Source organism: Bacillus cereus group sp. MG20, from assembly GCF_040459885.1.
Classification (GTDB): domain Bacteria; phylum Bacillota; class Bacilli; order Bacillales; family Bacillaceae_G; genus Bacillus_A; species Bacillus_A cereus.
Window position 1 is genome coordinate 138,043 of sequence record NZ_JARVHF010000001.1, and the last position, 25,507, is coordinate 163,549.

Here is a 25,507-nt window from a genome sequence, read left to right on the forward strand (position 1 = left end):
CATTAATTCTCGATTTTAAAATCCTTATTATTGTGCATGTAAAATACCTTGAAGTACAACTTCTAATCCCCAGCGGAACCTTTCTTCTCCACCAGACAACATATCATCTTTTAAGCTTACAATCATCGGATACTTTACTACATCTAATGTTTCGTACGAAGCACGAATTGCGTCAAGTGTAGTTCCCTTTTCTTTACGTGCTGTTTGTTCAAAGGCGACTGAAGCAGCATATAACAGTAGAATATCTACTCCCCATGCTGATGATTTCGCATTTACTCCTCCTAGGTGTAATTGGTGCAAAATCTGTTCGGTAAGAGCTAACGAATTTGGTCCAATTGGAATTGTCATTAAAGCCAATTCTGCCATTCCAGGGGAATTGAACAAAATTCTGAAATATGAATATACAAGTTCAAATAATTCTTTTTTCCATGTTTCATTTTTGACATCTATTTCTTCAATGTTTCCTAGACCATAATCTAATACAAACGCTCTTAATTCATCAGCATTTTTAACATAAACATATAAAGAAGATGGTCCTGTATCTAGCACTTTTGCAATTTTTCTCATACTAAGGCCTGATATTCCTTCAGACTCCAGGAGGTTATATGCGGTTTTCACAATGATTTCTTTACTCAATGGTTCTTTTGCTGGTCGCGAACGACGGCTATTCGTTGTATTTGTTTTCTCTTCCATAGTTCTCCTTAATTACATCCAGTTTTATTGTTGTCCATGAAGTTGATTCATAAGATTGTACATTTTAATAGCAGCATCTTCTGAAAAACAAATTTCAAGGTTATCATTTGAGATAGCAGCAGATTGTGAAGAATAATCGTACATTTTTCCTTCATAAGTTTTGATTGCTTCGTTCAAATCGTCATACTTTACAATAGCTAGTGCAAGTTCTGCTGCATCACGCATAGCTAGGTTCACACCTTCTCCAGCAAATGGAGACATTAAATGAGCAGCATCACCAATTAAAGTAACACCAGGTGTACTATTCCAAGTTAGCCCCACAGGTAACATATAAATTCGTCTAGGAAAAATTGCACCATCTGCACATCTAATATAATTTTTAAGAGTTTCATCCCAGTCCTCAAAATATTGTAGAAGTTGACTCTTTGCTTCTTCTACATTTTCAAATGGAATCCCACAATTATCAAGCCATTCTTTATTAGTTCTAAAACTTAAGTATACTCGAATACTGTCATCTCCATTTAACTGTGTCAAAATACCTTTTTGATCCGAAAGTGCAAAGACTTTACCACGTCGATTAAACTCCGCTATTCCCGGATGATTTTCCGTGACATTTTGCAAATTCAATTCAATCATACTAATTCCAGTATATTGCGGTGCCGAATCTGTGACAAGTGGGCGAATTTGTGAAAAAGCACCATCTGCCGCTACAACTAAATCCACAATATCTACATGTCCATTTTCAAAATGAAGTTTATGCATACCATTTTCTAGAGAAACGGCTTTTATTAAATTATATCCCCAATGTATACATTCTGAATCAACAGAGTTTAAAAGCAAATCACGCAAAGTACCACGATCAATTTCAGGACGATTCCCGCCAGCTGAATCTGCTTCTTCATCTAAATATATTTTTCCACTTTTATCAAATAATCGAAAATCTTCTCCCTCATATCTAGCAAATTCATAAAATTTCTCTAACAATCCTGCTTCTTTTAGCGCTTCTTGACCAGTATCATGATGGATATCTAATGAACCTCCTTGTTGACGACTCATTGGGGATGTTTCTCTTTCATACACCACACTTTTTAAACCATGTTGTTGTAATATACGAGCTAATGTTAATCCTCCTGGTCCAGCGCCTATAATGGCAATTCTTTTTTTCGTATTTTTCGTTCTTTCCATCATTAATCACACCTTACATGTTTTTGAATTACTTGTTCTATTTATAACATAACGAACACTGTTCGTAAAGTACAGTGTTCGTTATTCTCTAAGAAAATTATGGTAACGGCTCCAATAAGAAAAACATGCTACAAATTAGTAATAGCATGTTTTTTGTGTCATCTATTTATTTAAGTTCTCAAAACACTTCAGTCGTTTCTATTTAAAGCTCCTTCTTTAATAGCTTCCCTTGCTTAAAATAAGCTCCAATTGTTGTACGGTTTGCTAAAAATACACCTATCAAAATGAAACAAGCCCCCATTCCCATTGTAGGATTTAAGGGTTCTCCTAATACGATATACCCTACGATAATTGCTATTAATGGTGATACATATAACCACGTCGATGGAAATACTGGGTTTGTTTTTGATAAGAGCCAGTAATATAATCCGTGTCCACCGATCGATCCGATAAATATGAGATATAAAATAGGCCATTGTACACTCCATGAAGTTAATACAGTTACATTTGGTTGTTCTACAATAATAGATGCGATTAGTAGTAAAATCCCTCCATAAAACATTTGAATTCCGTTAATAAGAAATGGTGATACATTTGATAAATCTGAAAGTATTTCTTTTGAACGAATAGAGCCTATTCCGTAAAATAACTCTCCTATAACTAAAACAATACAAGCAATACTCCATATGAAACTTACTTGTTGATGCATTCCTGGTAAAGAAACAAATATAACACCTATTAGTGCAATAACTAAAGCAACGAGTTGTTCCTTTTGTAATTTCTCCCTATTCCTCTTTGCTTGTATTAATAAAATCATCATTGGTCCCGTAGCAGAAAGAACAGCAGCTAATCCCGAAGAAATATATTGTTCTGACCAATATAAACTTGCGAATGTCATAAATGTTAAACAAAATCCAGCATACATAATACGTTTTGAAAATATATGTGGCATAATTTCTTTTCGCTTTAATTTAAAAATAATCATAAGGATTATACCCGCTAAAAAGAAGCGAATTCCTGCTGAAAACAACGGTGGCGCCCCTGCTTCAATTCCAATTTTAATCGTTAAAAATGTTGTCCCGAAAATAATACATACTAAAATGTAATTAAAAATGACCATTTTACTTCCTCCTTTTTACTCTTAAAATGAGTATAGAGGCTATGGTGTATAACAGTGTATCGGTACATATAACAGTTACTTCAAGTTGTAGTTGATTCCCTATATATTTTTCGCTTTAATTAAATTAAAAAGAAAAATAGGTGAACCTATGAAGATTGTATTGCGTAAAGAAACAAACATACCGTATTACAAGCAAATATATATGCAAATTGTTGACAGAATACAAAGTGGTATGCTTTCACATGGTGAATCTCTTCCTTCTTTACGTTGTATGGCCACAGATTTACAAATCAATGTATTAACAGTTCGTAAAGCGTATAAACAGTTAGAAACGAAAGGGTATATACGCATCGAACAAGGAAAAGGTGCTTACATATATAAACGGGTAAAGAAAGATTTCAAACCAATTCCGTATAAATGGCAACAAACGAAAACGATTAATGTTATGCGTTCTCAATATGCAATGAATAAGCACCGTAAATATTATAATTTTTCACAAGCAATTCTGTATCCTCGTCTGTTACCAAATCCATTTTTGGCAGATGAAATGCATAAATTGCTGGATAAAAATCCGATGTTGTTAGCAACTTATGGGCCAGTTCAAGGCGATTATGAATTGCGAGTTGAAATAGCAAATTACTTAAATGAACACCAGAAATTAGTGACAGACCCATCTCAATTATTAATTACAAGCGGCGCACAACAAGGAATTGATTTAATTGCTCAAACATTATTAAAACCTGGAGATATTGTATTGGTAGAAAGTCCATGTTACAGTGCTGCGCTTGATATTTTCATCAATAAAGGTGTTCAAATCATTCCCGTTTCTCTTGATAATCATGGAGTTCGCTCCGACTTAATTGATGATATTTGTCAAAGTAAAAATCCCGTTTTATTGTATACGAATCCCACCTTCCAGAATCCGACAGGTACAGTAATGAGTAAAGAACGAAGAATGGAACTTATAGAACTATCGGAGCTATATCAATTTTTTATTATTGAAGATGATTCTTTCGGAGAAATATATTTTGAGGATGCTATAATCCCGCCCCCAATCAAAAGTTTTGATAAGGATGGCCACGTAATATATATAAAAGGATTTAGTAAAACGTTAGCACCAGGACTGCGTATCGCGGCACTTATTGCCGATGGTCCTATTTTTGAATGGCTATATGCAGTAAAAGGTTCAATGGATATCGGTAGTCCTTTATTAACACAAAAGGCACTTCTACCGTTTTTACGTGCAGAGCGTATGAAAAACCATTTAGAAAAATTACGTACAGCTTTACAAATGAGACGTGATTTAACAATTGATATATTATCGCCATTAAAAGAACTACACTTTGAAATACCAAATGGAGGTTTTAATTTATGGGTGACACTACCTGATTCGATAGATCCCTTTACCTTATTACAAAAAGCAAATGAAGTAGATGTCTCTTTTTTACCAGGAACAGCTTGTCTATTAAACTACGAAACAAATGATAACCAATTAAGAATTAGCTATTCAATGTTAAACGAGAAAGATATGGAAATTGGATTAGAGAAATTACACGATACAATACGAAACAGTATTTGTTAGAAGTAATATCACAATAGCCAACAATAAATAATACCCGCAAATGAAAATGTATAGTATGGAATATTATCTATTGTTGAGCTTTTTCGTTATTCAAATCTAGTTACTCTATAAGCTGTAATCTTGATTATCATTCCACTTTAACTACAATCTTTCCTCTAACATGTTGTCCTTCACTCAAAATATGAGCTTCTCGAACTCCTGCTTCATTAAATGGCACCACTTTACTTATGATTGGTTTGATTTTTCCGTTTACAATTAAAGCTGATAATTCTTCTAATTGTTTTCCATTTGGTTTTAGCCATAAAAATCCTGATTTTATTCCTTCTACTTTTTGTAGTGGTTCATGAACAATGGAAACTAGAACACCACCAGGTTTAATAATTCGAAAACTTTTTTCTTGCACTTCGCCACCTATTGTATCTAACACAATATCAAAATCTGATACTAGTTCTTCAAATTTATCTTTTTTATAATCAATAACGAGATCCGCTCCTAAAGACTGTAAAAATTCTTTATTTTTACTACTAGCAGTCGTTGCAACAAAAGCTCCAAATGATTTTGCGATTTGGATTGCCAAACTTCCAACGCCACCAGCTCCAGCATGAATGAATACACGGTCATTTTCTTTTATTTTTGCGTAATCTACAAGACTTTGCCACGCTGTAAGTCCTGCAAGAGGAATAGAAGCTGCTTCTTCGTAACTAATATTATTAGGCATATGTGATACTAAATCTAATTGTACTGCAATGAATTCAGCATAAGAGCCGCTTCCTATATTTTCAGGTTTCGTAAACACTTTATCTCCTATATTGAAACACTCTACATCTTCTCCAACTTCTTCAATAACTCCAGCTACATCTAATCCTAAAGTGATTGGAAATGAAAAGCGTAACTGTTCTTGTAAGTCACCTTTTCTTATTTTCCAATCAACTGGATTAACAGATGTTGCATGAATACGTATTAATACCTCATTATTCTTAACAACCGGTTTTAAAACTTGTCTTTCTTTTAATTCTTCAACACTGCCATATCGATCAATAACAATTGCTTTCATTTCCTCTCCTCCTTACTGTTTATTTTAATAACATACAATTATTTCTCAAAATTTTTTGCCTTGAATTACCATATACTTATTTTTGGGGGTAATTATGCAAAAAGCATTATAAAGTAAAACTTTAATCATTCCTCACCAATCGGGCTCTTACTGCCCGGCAAATAGCGGGATGAATTTCAAAAAGAATCTTACACACATCTTAGAATTATTCAAAACTGTATTATTAATTAAATTCAAAAGAAATGGGGATAACTTTATGAGTGAAAAGATATTTATAATAAACGGTATTGATATATGTACAGAAAGCTTCGGTAACTCTAATGATCCCGCTATTTTATTAATTATGGGAGCTACTTGTTCAATGATATATTGGGATGAAGAATTTTGTGAACAGTTGGCGAACACAGGAAAATTTGTTATTCGCTTTGATAATCGCGATGTTGGACGCTCTGTTACATATGAACCTGGCACTTTAAATTATTCAGTAACAGATATGGCTGAAGATGCAATCGGGGTATTAGACGCTTATCATATTGATAAAGCCCATCTTTTTGGTATGTCATTAGGTGGTATGATTGCTCAAATTGCCGCTGTAAAACATCCCGAAAGAATTTTGACGCTAACTTTACTAGCGACTAGTGTAATAGGATCTGATAATAATACTCGCGATTTACCCCCAATGGATGAAAGGATTTTAACACATCATGTAAAGAGCGCAAGTATTGATTGGACAAATAAAAATGATGTGGCAGAGTATTTAGTTTCAGGATCTCGTCTATTATGTGGATCAGAACGAATATTTGATGAAAATAGAGTTTATACACAAGTAAAACAAGAAATAGAACGCGCAAACAATTTATTAAGTATGTTTAATCACGCTTTACTTCAAGGTGATGATGCATATGAAGGTGTACTTCACTCCATACAAGCACCAACATTGGTTATTCATGGAACAGACGATACAGCACTCCCATTTGAACATGGCCTCGCACTAATTGATGAAATTCCAAGCTCAGTACTATTAACTCTTAAAGGGGCAGGTCATGAAAATCATCCAAATGATTGGGAAAGCATAATTACTGCGGTTTCTAAACATACATCTGAAATTTAGAAAAACAAATAATTAACAGAAGGGGCACAAATTGTATTGTGCCCCCTTCCATTTACAAACAAAAACCCATCACTGTATTCGTATGTATAGTGATGGGACTTCTTATATTTTTCTATGTTTAAAAAAATGGACAATCTAATTGATCAACAGATTCCCATAATTTTTTTTTTGCATTTTCGGTGGATGTATTTGCTTCTAGTGTCATGTTTTTAAAAGGGTTTACTTCGACTTTTAATAAGGATGAAGGCTCCACATATAATGAGAAAACATGGCTGCTTGGTAAAGCTTTTGAAACGTCAATATCTCCTACTTGTTTAAATAATTGCTGCGCAGCAAAAAAGAAGAAATTAGTTGGATTTGATTGTTTATTCAGCCACGCAAGCATTTCAGGTGATACCGATTTATGAATATTGATTTTTACTCGATCACCACGTTTATATCGCCTAGATCGCATACTTCCACCAACTAACTTATCGTTAAGTTTGTAAATCCTAACTCTTTTTGCTTATGCTCTCTATATTTTGGCGAACAAGTATATACTAATAACCCTCGTGCATTTGTAAATAACGGATTATCTACAAAGATTACATTTTTGAGTCGTCCTTTTTGCTTTAAAATCATTTTTAAACTATTTTTAATAATTACTGCACCCCCGCCATAAATAAACACGTATGGATCGTCTTTCATATCATCAATTTTATTTATAATATCTGTTGCGACACGCGCTGCTAAACCTAATAGTGCCGGCTGTGATTCCTCAACTAATAAGGTATTTCTCGGATGCGTATCATTTAAATAAATTTGATTGAATTCTGTAATACTATCAATCGTCTTAGTTGGATACTTCCGGTTCCATCTCGTAATGATTTGTAGTAACGTCTCTTTTACACCATAAGATAAACCTTTACTTAGTTGCGGACGGAAATTTACCCCTAATGAAACAACTTCTTCTGTCGTCCCTGCACCAATATCAAAAGAGAGTAGAGTTTTATCTACAAAATCAATTTCAGAAACTTGATTTTGCTCACATTCTATTTTATGTTTCACAACATTTCCTTCTTCATCGTATACAATGCCCCACGTCCCAGAAGCACCCTCAGGCAGGCATTTACAATACTCAATTGAAACATTAATTGTCACATCGCGTCCGTTCGGATAATGGAAAATAACCTTATGATTTCCCATATAACGTTTTGCATTTTCAGCAGCTATTTCTTGTGTAATAAGCTGCATAGGAAGAGCGACAGATAAATCATAACGAATATTAATATGGCTAGAAGTTGGACTTTGACGCATAGCGCTTACCGCCAAACCTGATAGTATTGTAATAACCATTAACTCATCCGTTGACTTATTTGATTTCTTCTCTACCTCAGTACCTTTTAATTGATCTTGAATGACTTTTTCTCCAACGATGTATCGTACATTATTAAGCATTAACGATGGTGAACTTATAGTCACATCAATGTGGTTTTCTAATTCAGATAATGAAACATCTACCTCATCTAAGAGTCCTGTCGGCTCACCTATATATAAAGAATAAATACTCGGAATAAAAATAGGGTCTTGCCCTTTCACCATTAACTTCAAACCGTTGTTTCCTGCATCTGCACCAGCTTTTAAAAGTATAGACATAACTACCCCCTAAATTAATCTGACATCCCTTCCAAATATATGCGAGCCCATTCTTTTACATTCAAATGTATTGTAATTTTTTATTTATCATAAAACCAAAATATTGCATACTTACATATTATATGTAAAAAGTATTTGACATGATACTTTTCCGATTTTATACTTATATTTGTAAAGAGTTTTTTACAATCGAGGGGGGGCAATTATTTATTGAATACTAAAAAAACTATTTTTATAATCATTGTTTTAGCGTTAATTGCAATACTAGTACATGGCACATATAAATACATCACTGAAGGTTCTATTTTGGGTGGTACGATTTTTGCTATCTCGTTAATACTTAGTAATTTAATTAATCACATTACTTGGGGAGATCCCCACGGTGTATCAGAAGAAAGTCAAGATGAAATGGGCCAACAAATTACATATAAAAGCTTTAAAATTGCGTATTTTGTGCTTGTAGTTGTAATGTTCCTTTTATTAATCTTCTCCGAAGGATTTTCTATGGGGGCTAATTTAGATGGCGTTAAAAACCTCCCTCTGTTCATCGCAATTTGCTCTTCATTCTTTATTTATCCTATTGTCGAACTCATAGTTGCAAAACAATATAAGTAAAAAGATGAGGTTTTCTACATGTAGAAAACCTCATCTTTTTATATTTACATACTCTCTACAATTGCTTTTAATTTATTCACAGTACGCCAATTCCTAACTGTAGCTGGTGTATGTAACTTCTGAAACTGGTTCATTAATTTAGAATTTCGAATGCTATTTTTGAAAAACAAATAAGCAACCTTCTCATCTATATAGCAATCTTCAAGTTCACTTTTAAATGTAAGCAATTGACTACTTTCCTCTTCAGAAAGTACATTAGCTAAAAAAGCAACATGAACACTTTCTCCTTCTAACAATGAATGAACTTCATACGGACATTGTTTAATAATATTTATAAATTCACCATATGTTCTTAGCATGACTGGAACATCGAAATCAAATTCATTTTTTATTTCAGATTGTATTCGGTCCTTTAGAAAGTTTATATCTTCCTCAGATTCGAACACGATATTACCACTTTGTATATATGTTTTCACTTGTTTTAACCCTATTGATTCAAACACTCGTTTTAAATCAGCCATTTTGATTACTTTATGTCCACCGACATTGATTCCTCTTAGTAATGCAATATAAAGTGTCATATTATTCCCCTCACAATAAAATAAACTTATCAATTGAATCGATTTTCCCACTCATATTTCTCGGATATTTGTTTTAATTCTTCTAACATATCATGAATAGATAATACCTCAAATAAAATAATAGACTCACTTGAAAAATGGTGATGATAATGATTTGGTTTATAATCTTTTAAATCATTTTTATAACTCCAAAATTGCTTGTCTAATTCAACAATAAGTGTCAAATGTTCCTCATCAATTTCATTACAACGGTTTCTCGATATAGCAATTATAGAATGAATTGTTCGTTGTAATATTTCCCTTTCACTTTGTGACCAGTCACAAGTCTCAATTGACACTCGAGCTAAATTATCTATATGGTAAATGATTTGCTGTAATATATGAAGTTGGTCCTGCATGGTTAAAAAGCTTCTCATTTCCTTCTTTGTATGTTGATGATATTTCCAATCTTTCTGCTCATATTGAACAAATTGTATCGCCTTATGCAATAGTACAGTCAATTTAGATAAATCCTGAGCGGTCTCCTTTTTCATACCTTTTCCTGCAACTAATGCAGTAATCCATTCTTCCATAATATTTGCTGTTTTAGCAAATAGATCCTCTGTACATCCAAAAATCGTTTTCGTGTAGTGTGGTGGGAAAATGAAAAAATTCACTAAAGTAGATACTATAATACCAATAGATGTAGTAGCTAAACGAATTAAAAATGCAGTGAAATAATGATCTGCCGTAATTGGAATCATAGCTACAGCAGTTAAAGTTGCGACTAATGTTCCCGCATGTAACCTTAGTTTTTGACATGTAACGATCGTAAACATCGCAGCTAATGCATAAGAAATTGCTTGATGACCTAAGAAAAATATGAACGTCATGGCATATGCCGATCCAATTGTTGAGGCCGGAAAGCGAATAAGCCCCTTTTTTATTGAGTCTGTTGCAGTTGGTTCAATTGTAACAATTGCTGTTATTACAGCAAAAATAGTTGGAATGTTAAAAAATTCACAAACTAACACTGTAAGAAAAACTGCAATCCCAGTTTTAATCACTCTTCCCCCAACGATATTCCATTTTCTATCTTGATTCATTTTTTATATCCTTCATTTCTGTTTCATTTTATATACATATATTATATATTACATATTACTAAAATAAAAAAACCTACTACGTGAATATTCAAGAGTAAGTTTTCTATCTCATTATTTCATTATAGGTAAATGCATTATTATTTGTTGGCCAATTGGTCCCATTCTTCTAAAACCTTTATCTTCGAAGCCGACTTTTGCATATAAATTTTGTGCAGGAATATTTCTTTCATTCACAGCAAGTACAACTTCATTTTTTATTGGAAAATAGCGTTTTACAAACTCTTCTAATAATAACAATGACTTTTTAGCGAATCCTTTTCTTTGTCTATTGTGATTAATAGAAAATGACGTTAAAAGTAAAGCATCCTCATTATCTGTGAACTCCTTTACTCTATCTCCCGTTTCCAATGCGAAAAGACCCACCGGTACCCTATTGTAATCTAAAATAACAATCACATTTTTTGTACGATCACTTTTTGCTTTTTCCAGTAATGCGCTTGGATCTGCTGTAAACTGAACTTGTTCACTTGGTAAAGTAAATGTTTGTATAACTTCTTTATATTTCTCCTTATACGGAACTAATTGAATTTCCCCTGTGTGTATGTTCATGCTAAACTCTCCCATTTTTTAGCTTATTAACTTATACCTTGCTGTGCTTTTGAATGCACTCTTCCATCTAAAAAGGTAATTTCAACAAATGAATTTGGATCGTTTCCTTTCCAAGCAAAAATTTGTTTAATTTGTGTAGAATGTTCTACCCCTTCTTCTATAAGTAAATCCCCTTCAAAACCAATTAAATCTTTCACTTCTGTATAAGTCATTCCTTCATTTATGTTCGAGAAATGATTTATATTGATAGATTCTTTCTGTTGCCTTTCCATCACAGTAGAAGAAGTTGCTGTTTGATTTTTCACTTCTTTTCTCTTTTCACACGCTGTCATACTGAAACCTAAGCATAAACTAAACAATATACATGCGCTTTTTTTCATCATAACAGTTGTCCCTCCCATCATAATTAAACCATATATTCCCTTAAAAATAAACTGAATATTTAATATTATACTTAAAAACCTCGCACAATTAAGTACGAGGCTAATTTCATTTATTCAAATGATTATTTGATTGATCATCCTGTTCTTTTCTTAACTCTTGTTCTTCATCTTTTGGTAATTGTTTATCATTATCTTTAATTGGATTCGTTTCTCGATTTTCAATCATATCATTTGGAACTTGTGGCATTACTCGTCCCACAATAGCCGCTAATTCATCTAGTATACCTTCACCTGTTTTTCCTTTTTTAATTTGCTTTCCGATTTGTTTGAGGCGTTCATACGTATCAACATCTGCTACAACGACTGCATTAGCACCGTCAGGGTCATTTTTTAAACTTTCTGCAACAGAATATTTAATTGATTCAACACGAGTTCGATCAAGTTTTGCTTTTACGTCTATACCTACAATAGCATATTTTCCAACAACGACCGCTGTCGCATCATTCACACCTGGCACACTTGCTGCTAAAGATGCTAAATGATCTGCCGCTTTTTCATTTGGTTTATTTGATTTATTCGTATAATTAATATTTTTCATTGAAACATTTTTTTGTTCCGGCTTTTCGTTTGGGTTTTCTTTTGTTCCAATACTGCATCCAGTTATAACGAAGCAAAGCATTAATATATATATTAGAGTTTTCATTATTTTCACCACTTCACTTTTAAGGTTTAATCATAAATTTTTTCAACAGCTTGCATTTTCTTTACCTTTTCCTCGGCCCCGCTATTAGCATTAATGAATATTTGGTACGTATCTTTTCCTAAAGTACCTACAAATTCATAGCAAAGTACTTCATTATGCAAATCATTAACTACTACAGCTTTACGTTCTTCCATTACTTTTACATCCGGATTGATTTTCTTTCTTGCTTCTGCTGCAGTTAGCTTTGCCGATGGAACTGTTCGTTTTTGATGTGACGCTAAATATTCTTTTGCGGAGAACCCTACGATAGAACCGTCATCTAAAGCAATTTTCATTTGGATTGCTTCTGGATAAATTCGTACTCCATTTTCATTTACTACATACGTAAATACACCAACATTATCATATTGTGAGCTATCATAAAGCTCCATATTATTAAACTTATGGTCCTTTAAAAATTTTAAACCTTTACTACCTGCATCGTTTAAACTAACTTTCTGTTCTTTAATTTCGCGGTTATTCATAACCCAAATTGGATATCCGCCTTTTCCGGTAATATCCATATAGAACTCATTGTTCGTTGCTTCATCTTTAATTTTCACACTATAGAAGGATTCTTTCGCACCTTTTCCACTTTTCTCTACATCTACTTTTTCATTTCCTTTTAAATTCAAAAACGATTTGGCAATTTTCGCCGCTTCATCTTTAGAAATTGCCTTTCCTTCCGCTTCAAATCCGCCTTTTTTATTTTTTTGCGCACTTGTAAAGGTCGGTCCGAAGTTTGTAGAAGAATATGATGTTACGTTTTTCTCTACAGTTTTCAATCCATCAATAATTGTGTTATCTGCTGGATCACGATTTGATGCAAGTGCCATTTCTACATCCATCCAGCGTAAATTATTTTTCAAAACAAGATGTTGTACTTTTCTTAGTTCATCTTGTATATTTCCTGCATTTGAATATAAAGTTTGTAGCGTTTTATATTCTTGCTCATTTAACGGCTCTTTTTCTAAATCACGAATGGCTGCACGGTAACTGAAATCACCGATATTCGCTAAAAATTCTTCCGTTTTATTAAATGGCATTAATGTTAAAGGAAGTTGTCCTACATCTGAGCGAGCTTCAGATGTTAAACGCCATACATCCGCTAATGCAGGTGATAAAGATGATCGTGAATTCATCGCAAGTGTTGTGCCAATTTTATCGTGTAATAAATCGACTTCGTATGCTAAATCATGGAATGCACGTTGGTAGCTATTTTCCGCTCGAATTAAAACCGCATTTTTCTCTTGGTGCTCTTTATAGCCCCAATAGCCTGTTCCTACTACACCGACTGTTAATAATACAATGATAATACCTCGTAACATTGTCCCACCTCCGCTCTATTTACAGAAAATATGTTTACCGATTTTTTTAATTTGTGGACGAGTCCAAATCCATTTACTAGTCGCAGTATCTGGATTGAAATAATATAAAGCATTTCCTGTTGGATCCCATCCGTTAATCGCATCTAAAACTGCTTTTTTTGCTGTTTCATTTGGCGTTAAATATATTTGTCCATCGGCTACTGCTGTAAATGCTCTAGGCTCAAAGATTACACCTGAAACAGTATTTGGGAATGACGCACTTGTAACACGATTTAAAATAACGGCAGCTACTGCAACTTGTCCTAAATACGGTTCACCACGTGATTCTCCGTATACTGCGTTTGCCATAAGCTGAATATCATTTTGAGAATAACCGTTCGGAACATTTGTCCCTTTATTTTGAGGTGGTTTATTCTCTTGTGCAGTTCCGCCGCTATTTCCTTTATTCGTTGTTGTCCCTTTATTAGCAGTTGACTTGTCATACTTCGTTGCCTTCACGAGCATTTGCTTCGTTTTAGCTCCAGCTAAACCATCAACGGGTAATCCGAATTTCTCTTGAAAATTCCGAAGTGCCCAGTATGTACCCCATCCGAAAACACCATCCACTTTTCCCGTATAAAATCCGTTATATTTCAAACGAGATTGCAGTTCAATGACATCTTCGCCAGATGCTCCTCTTTGAATAACTTGATTAGAAAAAGCTTCTACATTCTTTAGTTGTATACTACTGACCATTAAAGACAGTCCTATGAACGCAAGTAAAACTGCTATTTTAAAAATAGCTTTTTGGCGCATAATTTTCCCTCCTTAATTACGGAAATGATTTCTTGGTTATGTTTTGTAAAAGCCTCGCTTTTATGTAAAGAAGACAAAAAAATCCAAACTAATATCGTTGAAAAAATATGTAAACAATATAAAAAAAGGATGAAAGGAGTTCATCATGAAGAAATCGTTAAAACGTGTCGCACTCGTCATTCTGTTCCTAACAACATGTTCAAATATATATACAGGCTCATCAATTGTTCATGCGCAGCCGCCGTATGCCAAATGGGGTAAACTTGCCGTAGAAAAGACGAAAGAACAATACCCAAAAGCAGAAATTATTGACTATCTTCATATAGGTAGAAAACCAAAAACAATTCAAATAACTGTTGAAAAATTTAAATTGTGGTTACGTGAAGATGGAAAAGAATATGGTGTTTTTGTTGATGTAGAATTTGAAACGAAGACGGAGAAATTTATAAAGTTGTCGTTTCAGAAGACGAGTAGATAAAGTGAAACTTTAATCAGCCCTCACCAATCGGGCTGCCCGTTAATGCGGGATAAAATGAAACCCCACTGTTAAAAATGGAAACAGTGGGGTTCCTTGCATTTCTAAAATTCTTTCCTAAAGTTTCGATTCCCTAAAAATCTTACCAATATACAAATAGCGCCAATTACTACAGCTATCCCTATGCTATATAAAAGTACTTTACCATATCCACCTATTCTCGGATCTAAAAACGGATATGGATACCAATTCACGATTGGACCACGTATTAAGCTATATACAACGTAAAAACACGGGAATAAGAGCCAACTTGCAGCTTGTTTCCAAGTGATTTTCTTAATAGGTGGATTTAAAATCCAATCTAAAAGCATTGCAATCGGCATGATATAATGTAGCACAGTATTTACCCATGGTATTGCCGTTTGAAGTGACTCTTCTAACCCTCTTAGTAACAAAAAATAAACGAGTCCTGTCGTAAGTATGTATACCGTTGCCGCACCACGAAGTATACTAAACTGTTCTGAGCGACCAAATGTAGCTGTTCCGATACTGCTTAAAAGGAGAATACATGCAACTAAAATATTACTTTCAATGGTGAAGAAACTAAAAAAGTTAACTGGATTAAACGGCTTCACTTGTGCCCTAATTATGAATTGCGTAACAATGGCGCTACACACTAGAAGACTTAAACATAATCTAAATAAAGATAAAATTTTTTCATCCTTCATACATTCCCTCCTTTTCTTATATATAATTAGAATTTCCCTGTACATGCTCAATAAATAGTTTTAATGGAACAAGCCCACGTTTTGGCATATGACTACTTATAATAGCTACTATTTCTAACTGAGGAATGATAACGATGTATTGTCCGCCGTATCCCATAGCAAAATATATACAATACGGTATGTGAAATCTTCCGTTATCTAATACCCACCAGTGATATCCATATGCACCGACATGTTCATATGTTTCAAATAGAGCCCTACTTGACTCTTCTAACCATTTCGCTGATACAATTTCTTTTTCATTCCAATATCCATTTTGCAAACATAACTTTCCTAATTTTAATAAATCGGTAGATTTCATTTTCATACCGAAGCCGCCGACATATATACCTTGCGGATCTTGTTGCCACTCGTATTCGTTAATTTCTAATGGATCAAATAAATATTTCTTTGCAAACCGCTCTGTCGACATTCCAGTAGCTTCTTGAATAATATAGCTCAGTAAATGAGAAGAACCTGAATTATAATTCATTTTTGTAGCGGGTTCTTCAATTATTGGCTTTTCTAATATGTACTGCACCCAGTTCTCTGATTCTACAAAGTCATTTGGGAATACTACTCCATTTCCAAACTCTTTCCAATCCTCACCAGTAGTCATTGTTAATAAGTGATAAAGCGTCAAATCATGTTTTTCCCCAGGTACATTTTCAATCCACTCTGTAATCGATGTATGTATATCATTTATATAGCTCTTATCAAGAGCAATACCAATTAATAAAGATACAATACTTTTTGTAATCGAATTTATTTTATATAAGTTATTTGCACATTCAGGTGTTTTATAGTACTCAGTTGTTAATTCCCCTTTTTGATAAACAAGAAATGTATTCACTTTTTTCTTTTCGAATTTATTTTCTAGTTGCTTGAAATCCAAAAACTTTACCTCCATTTATATAGTTACTCCATTTATTATATCTTGTTCCTTCATTTTAAACATAATTGTGCTCAAATAAAAATAAACCTGTCAGCCATAATGAACTGACAGGTTTATTTTTATAATTTCGTACGAACATTCCAAAGCTCTGGGAAGAATTGTTGATCAAGTACTCGTTTTAAATAAGAAACACCGGAGGATCCACCTGTTCCCATTTTATGTCCAATAATTCTTTCTACTGTTTTCATATGACGGAAACGCCATTGTTGTAGCCAGTCTTCAATATCAATCAATTTTTCAGCAAGCTGATATAAATTCCAATATTTTTTCACATCCGCATACACTTCCAACCATGCTGCTTCTACTGTTGCATCTTCTTCATAAGGCTGCGTAATATCACGGTTTAACACATCTTTATGAATAGGGAATCCTTCTTTTACTAATGCTTGAATCGCGACATCATATAGACTTGGTGCATGTAGCGCTTTATGAAGTCGTGCATGTAATTCTGGATCCTTTTCATAAATTTTTAATGCGTGTGGCGTTTTATAGCCAAGTGCATACTCAATCATACGATATTGATACGATTGAAAACCTGAAGCTTGACCGAGTGAATCACGAAACTCAATATATTCTGATGGTGTTAATGTCGCAAGAATATCCCAAGATTGAATAATTTGAGACTGAATTTTTGATACACGTGCTAACATTTTAAAAGCTGGTTGTAATTTATCTTGTTTAATAGATTCAATCGCCGCATTTAGCTCATGTAAAATGAGCTTCATCCAAAGCTCACTTGCTTGGTGAATAACGATAAATAACATTTCATCATGATGGTCCGATAATCTTTTTTGAGAAGATAGTAAACTATCTAATTGTAAATACTCCCCATACGTCATATTCTCTTTAAAATCCGTATGAATCCCTTTTTCCATAATTACTTTTTCATTTTCTTTCATATTAGCCAAACGCCCCTTTTATATGATTCTACTTATATTGGTCTAATAACGGCTCGAACTGGACTTCCATCTGCATCAGTTAATGCAAGTGGTAATGCAATAAGTTCATAATCACCGTCTGCTACATGATCTAGTACGACATTTTCTAAAATATGAATTCCATGTTTAAATAATTGATGATGCGCTGCTAATTCTTTATCATCTAGCGGATCAACTGATGGTACATCTACTCCGATTAAACGAATACCTTTCTCTGAAAGAAACGACGCTATGTCTGCACGTAAATGAGGGATCACCTCTGGAAATTCTTCAGCTTTTCCATGTGAAGATGTACGTAATAATAATCGTTCTACACCTTCTAAATGAAAGCTTTCTAATTCCTTTTTCCCGATACTTTCAAGATTAGAAACGTCAATAATCCGTGCTGGGCCAACATAAACTTGAACATCTAAATCCAATACTTTCTTTCCATCATTATCAAAATGAAATGGTGCATCAATATGAGTGCCTGTATGAATACTCATCGTTAACTTTCCGACATTTACTGAGCCACTTTCTTCTTTTGACCATGAAACTTCATACGAGAACGGTGTGTCTCCTGGCCACGTTGCAATATTATTATTTAGCGGTTGTGAAATATCAATCCACTCTGATGTTTTCATATTTATGCCACAACCTCTCGCTTATTTTCAAACTGCTTATACTCTTCATTTTTCATAATTTTCTTTAATATTTGTAAAGATTTCCACACTTCTTCGTATGTGTTATATAAAGCGACCGGCGCAAGTCTCACCCCATTTGGCGCCCTAAAATCTGGAATTACTCCATTTGCTTTTAGTGCTTTACATATACGTGCTGCTTCTGCATGCTCTAAATAAATGTGCCCACCTCGTTTTTCATCCTCTAATGGATTTCCAATTGTAAATTCGAAATCTTTTAATTCATGTCCAATTAAATTCAGCATGTATCTCGTAATATGTAAAGATTTCTCACGTAAACGTTCAATACCAGCATCTTTGAAAATTTCAAGTGAACCAATTAATGGTGCTGTACTTAAAACGTGCGGTGTACCAATTTGATAAGCACCTGCATGATCAGCAGCTGTTAATGTATGATCCATATCAAACTGCTTATCTTTTCTAGAACTAAACCATCCAGACAACCCTGGTAGTCTATTAAAATGTTTATTATTTACATAAATTCCTGCAACGCCACCCGGTCCTGCATTTAAATATTTATAATTGCACCAAACAGCAAAATCGACATCCCAATCTTTGAAATGATGCGGAATAGATCCTATTGAATGGCATAAATCAAATCCGATATGAATGCCGCGTTTATGAGCTTCCGTTGTTAAACGTTTCATATCCAGAATTTGACCACTTCTATATAAAACAGAAGGTAATAAAATTAAAGCGATATCATCTTCCATCGCATAAATAATATCTTCTTCAGAAAGTGTTCTACCATCTCGGCTTTTCACTCTTACTAGATGCTCATTTGGGTCTAATCCTTTTAGACGAATTTGACTTTGAAGTGCATAAATATCTGACGGGAAAGTTAATTCATCCGCAAGTATTTTTGTACGTATTCCTTTTGGTTCATAAAACGTCGCAATAACTTGGTGTATATTCGTAGTCGTAGAACCGGTTACAATAGTTTCTTCGGGTAAAGCTCCAATAAGAGGGGCTGTAAGTTTACCTAATTTCTCTGAAAGGAAAAACCACGGGTGCTCACCTTCTGTCCAGCCGTCAATGCCATACTCTTTCCAAGATTCTAGCAACGTAAGTAATGATTTCTCTGCTCTTTTTGAAAGTAGCCCTAATGAGTTTCCATCTAAATATATAGTACCTTCTTTTTTATAGAATTCAGTTTGAAAATCTTTCAGTTCATCATGTTTATCACATTCAAGCGCATACTCATAAGTTGGTTGAAATGGTTCTTTATACATGGTGTCACCTTCTCTTAATTTTCTTTTTATTCTAACTAATTGAAATATATCACCTTAATTGATACAACGTCAATGATATTGTGTCAGTTGACTTTATATATGAACTTCTTTTACAATATAGTTATATTTTCAGATATTTCAGTATAAAGAGGTGATTCTTTGAAAAACTCTACTCTTTCATCAAGAAAACACCGCTCCTTAGAAACGAAGAAGAAACTATTACACTCTGGTTACACTATTTTTATAAATAATGGATTTCAAAAAACGACAATTACACAAATTATTAAACATGCAGAAACTGGTTATGGAACAGCATATGTATACTTCAAAAACAAAGATGATCTCCTAATTAGTTTAATGGAAGATGTTATGAATCAATTTTATAATATTGCTGAGCGCTCTTTTTCTCCACAAACAAAAGAGGAAGCACGTATAATGATCCAAAATCAAGTTAGAGCATTCCTGCAATTAGCAGATGAAGAACGCGCTATTTTGCAAGTTGTAGAGGAAGCGATAGGATTATCAAGAGAAATACGGCAAAAATGGGATGAGATTCGGGAACGTTTTATAACAAGTATTAAACAAGATATTACTTACTCTCAAGAAAGTGGATTAGCACAACCTAATTTAAATAAAGAGATTGTAGCACGCGGTTGGTTCGCGATGAATGAATCGTTTCTTTGGACTATTACGCAAAATGATAAAAAGATTAACTTAGAGGAAATTGTGTATACGTTAACGGAGATGTATACGACCGGGTTATATAAATAGCACACCTTCAATAAGTAAGGTGTGTTATTTTACATCTATAAAAATATATTATCTAGGTATGGTAGCGCTAAAGTAGGCTTTTCAGAAAATGAGAAATATTGTAGTTTTAAAGATTCACCATCTATCTTTCCACTAGTAATTTCACATTCAAACACAACAACAATATATTCTACTTGATCGCCATTCGGATATATATGACGGAACCTTTCCCCTCCAAATACCCCTTTTTTTTTTTTTACTTGCACTTTCAAACCCGTTTATTCCCACACTTCACGAACTACCGCTTCTTCTGGAGTTTCTCCAGGCTCAATTGCTCCAGCTGGCAAACTCCAGTATTCTCCACCAGGATATTGAAATAAGATTTTCCCTTGCTCATTTTTAATAACAGCAGCTACACTCGGTATTAGAATTAGTTCACGGCCTAATTGCTCACGGATTTTTTTATAATATAGCGACATCGACATATAATTCTCTCCCACTCCAATAATAAACAACTGTATTTTCTGACACCTATTGTATAATAATACCAATAGCAATTTCTATATAGAAAGGATAAGAAAATTACTCCCCTTTATATCTGCTACACTAGATAATTTATACAGTTCTAAACCTCGCGTTTTCCATTCTTGTGAATCTTGTTTAATTATCTTTTTAAAATATTTTAGTAGTGGCCATAAAGCATACTCCTTATGATCTACATAACTAACAACATCCCATTTTAACTTTTCATTAATTTCACTCATAAGTTCGGGTATTACTACTTCACCATATTTTTTAAAACATTCATGAGTTTCTTCGTAATTTTAAAATAAAGTTTGATTAAAAATATCGTGTTAACCCGTATTCTATGGTAAATAAAAAGAATCCATTTTGAAAAAGATTGATCAAAATGGATTCTTATCCAGCAGGTTTATGTTTTGGTTTTATAAAAAAGTTTGATCATTTTCTATCAATGAAAACAATTAATTGACTATTTTTATTATGAAAAGGTCGGAGCAGGAAATTCATCAATTTTGATACGAAGTAAACTATAAGGTTTCTGTCGTAAGTCTTTTCCATAATGAAATCTAGGCTGTCGATGTAATTGGTTCACAATGACATACAAATATTGATCCGGACCAATTGAAAAAGTATCCGGCCACAAAATTCTCGGATCATGTGCAATAGTTTCCATTATGCCATTTGGCAATATCTTACGGATACTGTTGTTTTCATAATCTCCAGCATAAACAGTTCCCTTTGCATCAGTGATCATTCCATCAGACGCACCTTTTTCTCCCCAATACTCCACATGATAAGGTAAATTCATGTCCGATATCGTTCTGTCTCTCAGGGCTTCTGTTGAGATCGAGAACAAATGCCGACTGGTTAGTGGAGCAAAAAATAATATCTTTCCATCAGGAGAAATCGCAAGACTATCAGACGCCAATCTAAATGGAGAAGTTGAACCGTCTTTGTTTCGATTCATTAAAATTTGACCTTCTACTTTCGGTAAAAAATAGGGATCGGGTGAAGTTGAATTTGCTCCATTTAACCGTCTAAACGCGTTTCCATTTGATAAATCTACGACGATAATAGCTCCTGGTCCTCTTGAAGAAGAATCCGTTATATAGGCATAACCTGCTTTTCCAACACGAAAATCAAAACGGACATCATTCAGATAAGTTGTAGGCAGGACAACATCTTCTGTAAAGGTATATACTTTTCTTATTGTATTGGTTTCTAAATCAACAGCGACTAATTTTGCCCCCCCTTTAATAGGTTCAGGAAAATTGGGTGCCGCTGTATCTAATATCCAAAGCGTTCCCCTTCCATCAGCAACTACACTTTGGACACTGATGAAAGTCATTGGGATATTCTCGGGGTTAACCAAATTGGTTTGTAAATTAGGATAAGGCTGCAATTTATCCTCAAAAATTTCCGCCACAGTAAATTTAACATCGTCTCCCCATTTCGGAAAGCAAATGAAAATACGACCGGTTTCTGAAACAGTAACACCTGTAGGCATAGCCCCATAAAATGCATAAACTAGTTCTAAATTACCGAAATATTTTTCACTAGGTAACATAGGTTTCATAATATCCTCCTCAAGCATTCAAACGGGATATCTCCTATATATGATTTATATTTTTTCTAGTGCATGTTTCTTAATAAGTTTTTCTATACGAAAAGATGATTGAATTGATTGTTTTCGAAATTTAATAAGTCTGTCAGAAGAAAGGAAACATTTTAATTTAAAGGTCTCCAGATGAAGTAGAATTCAATTAGCAGGTAGCGAAGTTCAATATTCCCGAATCAACGTTAAGCTGGTATAAAAAATGGGGAAATTTCCCCCTTTAATTGAACAATACAACTGAAATTTAAGGGGCAAAAAAAAACCTTATATTAATACAGGGTTTTATCAATCTTTTTTATAAATTATCAAACTTTATTTTAAATCAATACCACACTTTATTCCATGTTCCATGAGTGACTAACGGGTGCTTTGAACAAGAAAATAAAGGTGAGTACATATTATACATGACTAATATGCGCTCACCTTTATTTTTTAAAGATTTTTAGCTTTTAGGTCTTGATAATAATTTTTAGTGGTTGTATTAACAATTTATATTTAGTAAAATTGCTTTTTATGAATTTGATATAAGTCAAAAGAATTTCCTGTCCAATATAACTACGCATGTTAGCCCACTTCTTCTTTATCCAGTCTACTTACAATTCCAACTATAAATTTATATTCAATCCTCCTCTTCTTAACCTTTTTAAACCTTTCTTTCGTATCAAAAATTAAACACGTTTTCCGAAACCACACTCGTACATATAAAGACTCAAAATAAATAGGTTTTATAATTCCTCGTTCTTCAAATTCAGTTCCATCTTTATTTTCAGTTTCTGTTCGAACGAACCACCTATTTCCGAAGCCAATTTCAATATACTTCACACACTAACCCCCATTAGGAAATTTCCCTTCTAACAATTCTATTATTTCCCCGGTAAGCGCACATTCCGACAGAACATGAGCCCACAAAGAAAAAGTAGATTACAAAAATCTACTTTATAACTTATATTTTTGCATTCGTTTATAAAATGTACTACGGGGTACATCTAATAGTTTTGCAGCTAATGAAACATTTCCGTTTGTCTTTTGTAATGCTTCAATCATGCTATCACGCTGTATTTTTTCGCGAAAATTCAATGTATGTTCGGTTTTATTTTCAACTTGTAACTCAAGTTGTTGTTGATTTCCCATCATTGTTTGTATCAAAAGAGCGACTTGTTTTTCGCATATTTCCCGTCCTTGCGACAAAATGTAAATGCGTTCTAATGCATTTACTAGTTCTCGAATATTTCCGGGCCATGTATGTTGTAAAAATTGATTGCAAATACTCTTCGGAAATACAACATTCCAATTCTTCTGTTCGCAAAAATGTTGTATAAAATATGGGATATCCTCTTTTCTTTCTATTAACGATGGAACATATAACGGATAAACGTGCAAACGATAATATAAATCTTGACGGAATTTCCCTTCTTCTACTAACCGTAGTAAATCTTTATGTGTGGCAGTAATAATACGAATATTTACTGGTACCTCTTTTGAACTTCCTATTGGAGTTATTGTACGTTCTTGTAAAACACGCAATAATGCTACTTGCATCTCTGGTGGTACTTCACCAATTTCATCTAAAAATAATGTTCCTCCATTCGCTTGTTCAAATTTCCCTTTATATCCTTGACGTCGCGCACCTGTAAATGCACCTTCAGCATAACCGAACAATTCACTTTCTATTAATTCTTTAGGCAAAGAACCGCAGTTAACAGCTATAAAGGGCCCGTCTTTTCTTGGACTATTTTCATGAATCGCTCTCGCGACATATTCCTTTCCCACTCCTGTCTCACCACATACATACACACTAGCATCAGTCGGTGAAACAAGCATAATTTCTTCTAGTGTGTGTTGAAATGCTCTGCTTGTCCCAGTAACTCCTGGAAAAGTAATTCCTTTTATAAATGTGAGAGCAGAATATGTATTCATTTGTTCGTTTTCCTTTAAATACATACATTTCCCAATCATTCTTTCATTACTATATACTGGTATCTCTAATTTAGTTTCTAATCCATGGTGCATTAACTCTTCAAGTTTCATTCTTGACCAATTATTTATTCGTACACGAACGCTCTTACTCGCAGAAACGATAACATCACGATGATTACAAATAACTACTTGTTCATCACTATCAATGACATCTAAAAAACGATGAATTAAGTGTAATTCATTTTGATGAACTCTTATGCTACATTCACGTTCTATCGCATGTGCAATTGAAGTTACCATACCGAGCATATATGGATGCGAAAATTCAATTGGACAGGAGAAATCTAGAACACCAATTAATTTCCCGTCATCATTATGAATGGGAGCAGCCGCACAACTCCAGTTATGAGATACCACGGAGTAATGTTCAGTACCACTTATCATAATAGCTTCTTCAATTTCTAGCGCTGTTCCTATTGCGTTTGTCCCCACAGCTGCTTCCGTCCATTTTACACCTTCAATAAAATTAATATGTTTCGCTCGCTTTAACGTTTGTTTATTTCCACTTAACGATAGAACATAACCATCTGGATCGATTAATAATGCCATCATTTGTAGTTCATCAATGGTTTTTCTCATATTTTGTATTTGAGGGATTGCGATATCTAGGAAGATTTCACTCTTTTTCTTTTGATCTTGAAAAAAATTAGAAGATAAAATTTTCTGACCTTTATTCATGTGAGGATTCACATTTGCTTGTTTACATCGATGCCATGACTCTGAAATTCTTTCGTTTATACGGTTCGAATCAAGGACTCCTTCATTAATAAACTTTTTCCATGTATGTAAGTAAAACGGTGAAGCTAACATTGTATCATCTCCCTATTCATTGTTTTGGAGATCTGTAAAAACATACTTTTATTATAAAACTGAATAAAAGCGTTTTCAATAAAACTAGAAAGACGACACAAATATGTTAATAATTTGAATATCTTAATGCACTTCTTTATTCTTTTTTAGTAGCACTATATTTTGTATAATGGAAGCAAAGAAAATACATAACCAAAACCACTTTTGTGGATTACCGTTTATAAAGAAAACAATCACGGCTATTGCAAATAAAATAGTGGATGCTAAA

27 protein-coding genes and 1 pseudogene are annotated in these 25,507 nt (G+C 33.7%); 5 read left to right on the top strand and 23 right to left on the bottom strand.

All coding sequences use genetic code 11. From position 1 onward, the window contains the following. Nucleotides 1–27: 27 nt before the first annotated feature. From QCI81_RS00710 to QCI81_RS00720, 3 genes are all read right to left on the bottom strand, one after another. Nucleotides 28–693, bottom strand: coding sequence for a TetR/AcrR family transcriptional regulator (locus QCI81_RS00710; RefSeq protein ID WP_053564269.1), 666 nt, complete (start codon nucleotides 691–693; stop codon nucleotides 28–30). A 24-nt stretch (nucleotides 694–717) separates the two neighbouring features. Continuing rightward, the gene (locus tag QCI81_RS00715) at nucleotides 718–1,881 is read right to left on the bottom strand and encodes an FAD-dependent oxidoreductase (protein ID WP_071732141.1); all 1,164 of its coding nucleotides are present in this window, start codon (nucleotides 1,879–1,881) and stop codon (nucleotides 718–720) included. 199 nt (nucleotides 1,882–2,080) lie between these two features. Then, on the bottom strand, nucleotides 2,081–2,998 hold the full coding sequence (locus QCI81_RS00720) for a DMT family transporter (protein WP_000234338.1): 918 nt from the start codon (nucleotides 2,996–2,998) through the stop codon (nucleotides 2,081–2,083). 148 nt (nucleotides 2,999–3,146) lie between these two features. Between QCI81_RS00720 and pdxR the strand changes: the two genes are divergently transcribed. After that, on the top strand, nucleotides 3,147–4,580 hold the full coding sequence (gene pdxR / locus QCI81_RS00725; protein ID WP_071732140.1) for a MocR-like pyridoxine biosynthesis transcription factor PdxR: 1,434 nt from the start codon (nucleotides 3,147–3,149) through the stop codon (nucleotides 4,578–4,580). Nucleotides 4,581–4,707: 127 nt separating this feature from the next. Here pdxR and QCI81_RS00730 read toward each other — a convergent pair whose 3' ends face one another. Next, nucleotides 4,708–5,634, bottom strand: coding sequence for an NADP-dependent oxidoreductase (locus QCI81_RS00730; protein WP_029442511.1), 927 nt, complete (start codon nucleotides 5,632–5,634; stop codon nucleotides 4,708–4,710). Nucleotides 5,635–5,890: 256 nt separating this feature from the next. Here QCI81_RS00730 and mleBCA point away from each other — a divergent pair, with 256 nt between their 5' ends. Then, entirely contained in the window at nucleotides 5,891–6,745 is an 855-nt protein-coding gene (gene mleBCA, locus QCI81_RS00735) for a BCA family alpha/beta fold macrolide esterase (protein WP_071732139.1), read from the top strand. Between the two features lie 118 nt (nucleotides 6,746–6,863). On the opposite strand, the gene QCI81_RS00740 is transcribed toward mleBCA, so the two are convergent. Continuing rightward, the gene (locus tag QCI81_RS00740; protein ID WP_001257761.1) at nucleotides 6,864–7,199 is read right to left on the bottom strand and encodes a hypothetical protein; all 336 of its coding nucleotides are present in this window, start codon (nucleotides 7,197–7,199) and stop codon (nucleotides 6,864–6,866) included. 11 nt (nucleotides 7,200–7,210) lie between these two features. After that, on the bottom strand, nucleotides 7,211–8,380 hold the full coding sequence (locus tag QCI81_RS00745) for a ParM/StbA family protein (RefSeq protein ID WP_000025623.1): 1,170 nt from the start codon (nucleotides 8,378–8,380) through the stop codon (nucleotides 7,211–7,213). A 210-nt stretch (nucleotides 8,381–8,590) separates the two neighbouring features. On the opposite strand from QCI81_RS00745, the gene QCI81_RS00750 reads away from it, so the two are divergent. Then, the gene (locus QCI81_RS00750; protein ID WP_001093141.1) at nucleotides 8,591–8,995 is read left to right on the top strand and encodes a hypothetical protein; all 405 of its coding nucleotides are present in this window, start codon (nucleotides 8,591–8,593) and stop codon (nucleotides 8,993–8,995) included. Nucleotides 8,996–9,039: 44 nt separating this feature from the next. Here QCI81_RS00750 and QCI81_RS00755 read toward each other — a convergent pair whose 3' ends face one another. From QCI81_RS00755 to sleB, 7 genes are all read right to left on the bottom strand, one after another. Further along, the gene (locus QCI81_RS00755; RefSeq protein ID WP_000177384.1) at nucleotides 9,040–9,576 is read right to left on the bottom strand and encodes a DUF1697 domain-containing protein; all 537 of its coding nucleotides are present in this window, start codon (nucleotides 9,574–9,576) and stop codon (nucleotides 9,040–9,042) included. Between the two features lie 29 nt (nucleotides 9,577–9,605). Then, complete coding sequence (locus QCI81_RS00760; RefSeq protein WP_071732138.1) at nucleotides 9,606–10,661, bottom strand: aromatic acid exporter family protein; 1,056 nt, start codon at nucleotides 10,659–10,661, stop codon at nucleotides 9,606–9,608. A gap of 111 nt (nucleotides 10,662–10,772) precedes the next feature. After that, nucleotides 10,773–11,285 (bottom strand): GNAT family N-acetyltransferase, encoded by a 513-nt coding sequence (locus QCI81_RS00765; RefSeq protein WP_141435877.1) that lies wholly within the window; start codon nucleotides 11,283–11,285, stop codon nucleotides 10,773–10,775. Nucleotides 11,286–11,296: 11 nt separating this feature from the next. After that, nucleotides 11,297–11,653: a hypothetical protein gene (locus QCI81_RS00770; protein WP_050843873.1), complete on the bottom strand. Its 357-nt coding sequence runs from the start codon at nucleotides 11,651–11,653 to the stop codon at nucleotides 11,297–11,299. Between the two features lie 106 nt (nucleotides 11,654–11,759). Then, complete coding sequence (locus QCI81_RS00775) at nucleotides 11,760–12,356, bottom strand: YhcN/YlaJ family sporulation lipoprotein (RefSeq protein WP_071732136.1); 597 nt, start codon at nucleotides 12,354–12,356, stop codon at nucleotides 11,760–11,762. A 26-nt stretch (nucleotides 12,357–12,382) separates the two neighbouring features. Continuing rightward, entirely contained in the window at nucleotides 12,383–13,723 is a 1,341-nt protein-coding gene (gene ypeB / locus QCI81_RS00780; protein WP_016081334.1) for a germination protein YpeB, read from the bottom strand. Nucleotides 13,724–13,738: 15 nt separating this feature from the next. Further along, a complete protein-coding gene (sleB, locus tag QCI81_RS00785; RefSeq protein ID WP_001249053.1) occupies nucleotides 13,739–14,518 on the bottom strand; it encodes a spore cortex-lytic enzyme in 780 nt (259 codons plus the stop codon). A 145-nt stretch (nucleotides 14,519–14,663) separates the two neighbouring features. Here sleB and QCI81_RS00790 point away from each other — a divergent pair, with 145 nt between their 5' ends. After that, the gene (locus tag QCI81_RS00790; RefSeq protein WP_029442516.1) at nucleotides 14,664–14,996 is read left to right on the top strand and encodes a DUF3889 domain-containing protein; all 333 of its coding nucleotides are present in this window, start codon (nucleotides 14,664–14,666) and stop codon (nucleotides 14,994–14,996) included. A gap of 101 nt (nucleotides 14,997–15,097) precedes the next feature. Here the strand turns inward: QCI81_RS00790 and QCI81_RS00795 are convergent, their stop codons facing one another. The 5 genes from QCI81_RS00795 to kynU form a co-directional block, all read right to left on the bottom strand. After that, nucleotides 15,098–15,721, bottom strand: a complete 624-nt coding sequence (locus QCI81_RS00795; RefSeq protein WP_071732135.1) for a Pr6Pr family membrane protein — start codon at nucleotides 15,719–15,721, stop codon at nucleotides 15,098–15,100. A gap of 16 nt (nucleotides 15,722–15,737) precedes the next feature. Beyond that, nucleotides 15,738–16,655: a serine hydrolase domain-containing protein gene (locus QCI81_RS00800; RefSeq protein ID WP_071732134.1), complete on the bottom strand. Its 918-nt coding sequence runs from the start codon at nucleotides 16,653–16,655 to the stop codon at nucleotides 15,738–15,740. Between the two features lie 119 nt (nucleotides 16,656–16,774). Continuing rightward, nucleotides 16,775–17,614, bottom strand: coding sequence for a tryptophan 2,3-dioxygenase (kynA, locus tag QCI81_RS00805; RefSeq protein ID WP_000661957.1), 840 nt, complete (start codon nucleotides 17,612–17,614; stop codon nucleotides 16,775–16,777). 32 nt (nucleotides 17,615–17,646) lie between these two features. Then, on the bottom strand, nucleotides 17,647–18,276 hold the full coding sequence (gene kynB, locus QCI81_RS00810; RefSeq protein WP_000858074.1) for an arylformamidase: 630 nt from the start codon (nucleotides 18,274–18,276) through the stop codon (nucleotides 17,647–17,649). Nucleotides 18,277–18,278: 2 nt separating this feature from the next. After that, nucleotides 18,279–19,565 (bottom strand): kynureninase, encoded by a 1,287-nt coding sequence (kynU, locus tag QCI81_RS00815; RefSeq protein WP_071732133.1) that lies wholly within the window; start codon nucleotides 19,563–19,565, stop codon nucleotides 18,279–18,281. A 159-nt stretch (nucleotides 19,566–19,724) separates the two neighbouring features. Here kynU and QCI81_RS00820 point away from each other — a divergent pair, with 159 nt between their 5' ends. Next, a complete protein-coding gene (locus QCI81_RS00820) occupies nucleotides 19,725–20,336 on the top strand; it encodes a TetR/AcrR family transcriptional regulator (protein WP_000798537.1) in 612 nt (203 codons plus the stop codon). A 35-nt stretch (nucleotides 20,337–20,371) separates the two neighbouring features. Here the strand turns inward: QCI81_RS00820 and QCI81_RS00825 are convergent. From QCI81_RS00825 to QCI81_RS00845, 5 genes and pseudogenes are all read right to left on the bottom strand, one after another. Further along, nucleotides 20,372–20,800, bottom strand: a pseudogene (locus tag QCI81_RS00825) (NUDIX domain-containing protein). Nucleotides 20,801–20,875: 75 nt separating this feature from the next. After that, a complete protein-coding gene (locus tag QCI81_RS00830) occupies nucleotides 20,876–21,079 on the bottom strand; it encodes a hypothetical protein (protein ID WP_001289827.1) in 204 nt (67 codons plus the stop codon). A gap of 236 nt (nucleotides 21,080–21,315) precedes the next feature. After that, nucleotides 21,316–22,413 carry an L-dopachrome tautomerase-related protein gene (locus QCI81_RS00835; RefSeq protein WP_071732195.1) on the bottom strand — a complete coding sequence of 366 codons (1,098 nt, stop codon included), beginning with the start codon at nucleotides 22,411–22,413 and terminating at the stop codon, nucleotides 21,316–21,318. A 603-nt stretch (nucleotides 22,414–23,016) separates the two neighbouring features. Continuing rightward, the gene (locus QCI81_RS00840; RefSeq protein WP_000873830.1) at nucleotides 23,017–23,274 is read right to left on the bottom strand and encodes a DUF3977 family protein; all 258 of its coding nucleotides are present in this window, start codon (nucleotides 23,272–23,274) and stop codon (nucleotides 23,017–23,019) included. Nucleotides 23,275–23,388: 114 nt separating this feature from the next. Further along, nucleotides 23,389–25,239 (bottom strand): sigma-54-dependent Fis family transcriptional regulator, encoded by a 1,851-nt coding sequence (locus tag QCI81_RS00845; RefSeq protein ID WP_071732132.1) that lies wholly within the window; start codon nucleotides 25,237–25,239, stop codon nucleotides 23,389–23,391. Between the last annotated feature and the right edge of the window lie 268 nt (nucleotides 25,240–25,507).

Coding starts and splice junctions, on each gene's coding strand:
- QCI81_RS00740 (WP_001257761.1), bottom strand. CDS start 7,199: ATGCGATCTAGGCGATATAAACGTGGTGATCGAGTAAAAATCAATATT.
- QCI81_RS00830 (WP_001289827.1), bottom strand. CDS start 21,079: ATGAGTGAAATTAATGAAAAGTTAAAATGGGATGTTGTTAGTTATGTA.
- QCI81_RS00770 (WP_050843873.1), bottom strand. CDS start 11,653: ATGATGAAAAAAAGCGCATGTATATTGTTTAGTTTATGCTTAGGTTTC.
- QCI81_RS00755 (WP_000177384.1), bottom strand. CDS start 9,576: ATGACACTTTATATTGCATTACTAAGAGGAATCAATGTCGGTGGACAT.
- QCI81_RS00795 (WP_071732135.1), bottom strand. CDS start 15,721: ATGAAGGATGAAAAAATTTTATCTTTATTTAGATTATGTTTAAGTCTT.
- QCI81_RS00765 (WP_141435877.1), bottom strand. CDS start 11,285: ATGGGAGAGTTTAGCATGAACATACACACAGGGGAAATTCAATTAGTT.
- QCI81_RS00720 (WP_000234338.1), bottom strand. CDS start 2,998: ATGGTCATTTTTAATTACATTTTAGTATGTATTATTTTCGGGACAACA.
- QCI81_RS00845 (WP_071732132.1), bottom strand. CDS start 25,239: ATGTTAGCTTCACCGTTTTACTTACATACATGGAAAAAGTTTATTAAT.
- kynA (WP_000661957.1), bottom strand. CDS start 17,614: ATGAAAGAAAATGAAAAAGTAATTATGGAAAAAGGGATTCATACGGAT.
- QCI81_RS00790 (WP_029442516.1), top strand. CDS start 14,664: ATGAAGAAATCGTTAAAACGTGTCGCACTCGTCATTCTGTTCCTAACA.
- QCI81_RS00715 (WP_071732141.1), bottom strand. CDS start 1,881: ATGATGGAAAGAACGAAAAATACGAAAAAAAGAATTGCCATTATAGGC.
- QCI81_RS00775 (WP_071732136.1), bottom strand. CDS start 12,356: ATGAAAACTCTAATATATATATTAATGCTTTGCTTCGTTATAACTGGA.
- kynB (WP_000858074.1), bottom strand. CDS start 18,276: ATGAAAACATCAGAGTGGATTGATATTTCACAACCGCTAAATAATAAT.
- sleB (WP_001249053.1), bottom strand. CDS start 14,518: ATGCGCCAAAAAGCTATTTTTAAAATAGCAGTTTTACTTGCGTTCATA.
- QCI81_RS00760 (WP_071732138.1), bottom strand. CDS start 10,661: ATGAATCAAGATAGAAAATGGAATATCGTTGGGGGAAGAGTGATTAAA.
- pdxR (WP_071732140.1), top strand. CDS start 3,147: ATGAAGATTGTATTGCGTAAAGAAACAAACATACCGTATTACAAGCAA.
- QCI81_RS00745 (WP_000025623.1), bottom strand. CDS start 8,380: ATGTCTATACTTTTAAAAGCTGGTGCAGATGCAGGAAACAACGGTTTG.
- QCI81_RS00730 (WP_029442511.1), bottom strand. CDS start 5,634: ATGAAAGCAATTGTTATTGATCGATATGGCAGTGTTGAAGAATTAAAA.
- QCI81_RS00835 (WP_071732195.1), bottom strand. CDS start 22,413: ATGAAACCTATGTTACCTAGTGAAAAATATTTCGGTAATTTAGAACTA.
- ypeB (WP_016081334.1), bottom strand. CDS start 13,723: ATGTTACGAGGTATTATCATTGTATTATTAACAGTCGGTGTAGTAGGA.
- mleBCA (WP_071732139.1), top strand. CDS start 5,891: ATGAGTGAAAAGATATTTATAATAAACGGTATTGATATATGTACAGAA.
- kynU (WP_071732133.1), bottom strand. CDS start 19,565: ATGTATAAAGAACCATTTCAACCAACTTATGAGTATGCGCTTGAATGT.
- QCI81_RS00710 (WP_053564269.1), bottom strand. CDS start 693: ATGGAAGAGAAAACAAATACAACGAATAGCCGTCGTTCGCGACCAGCA.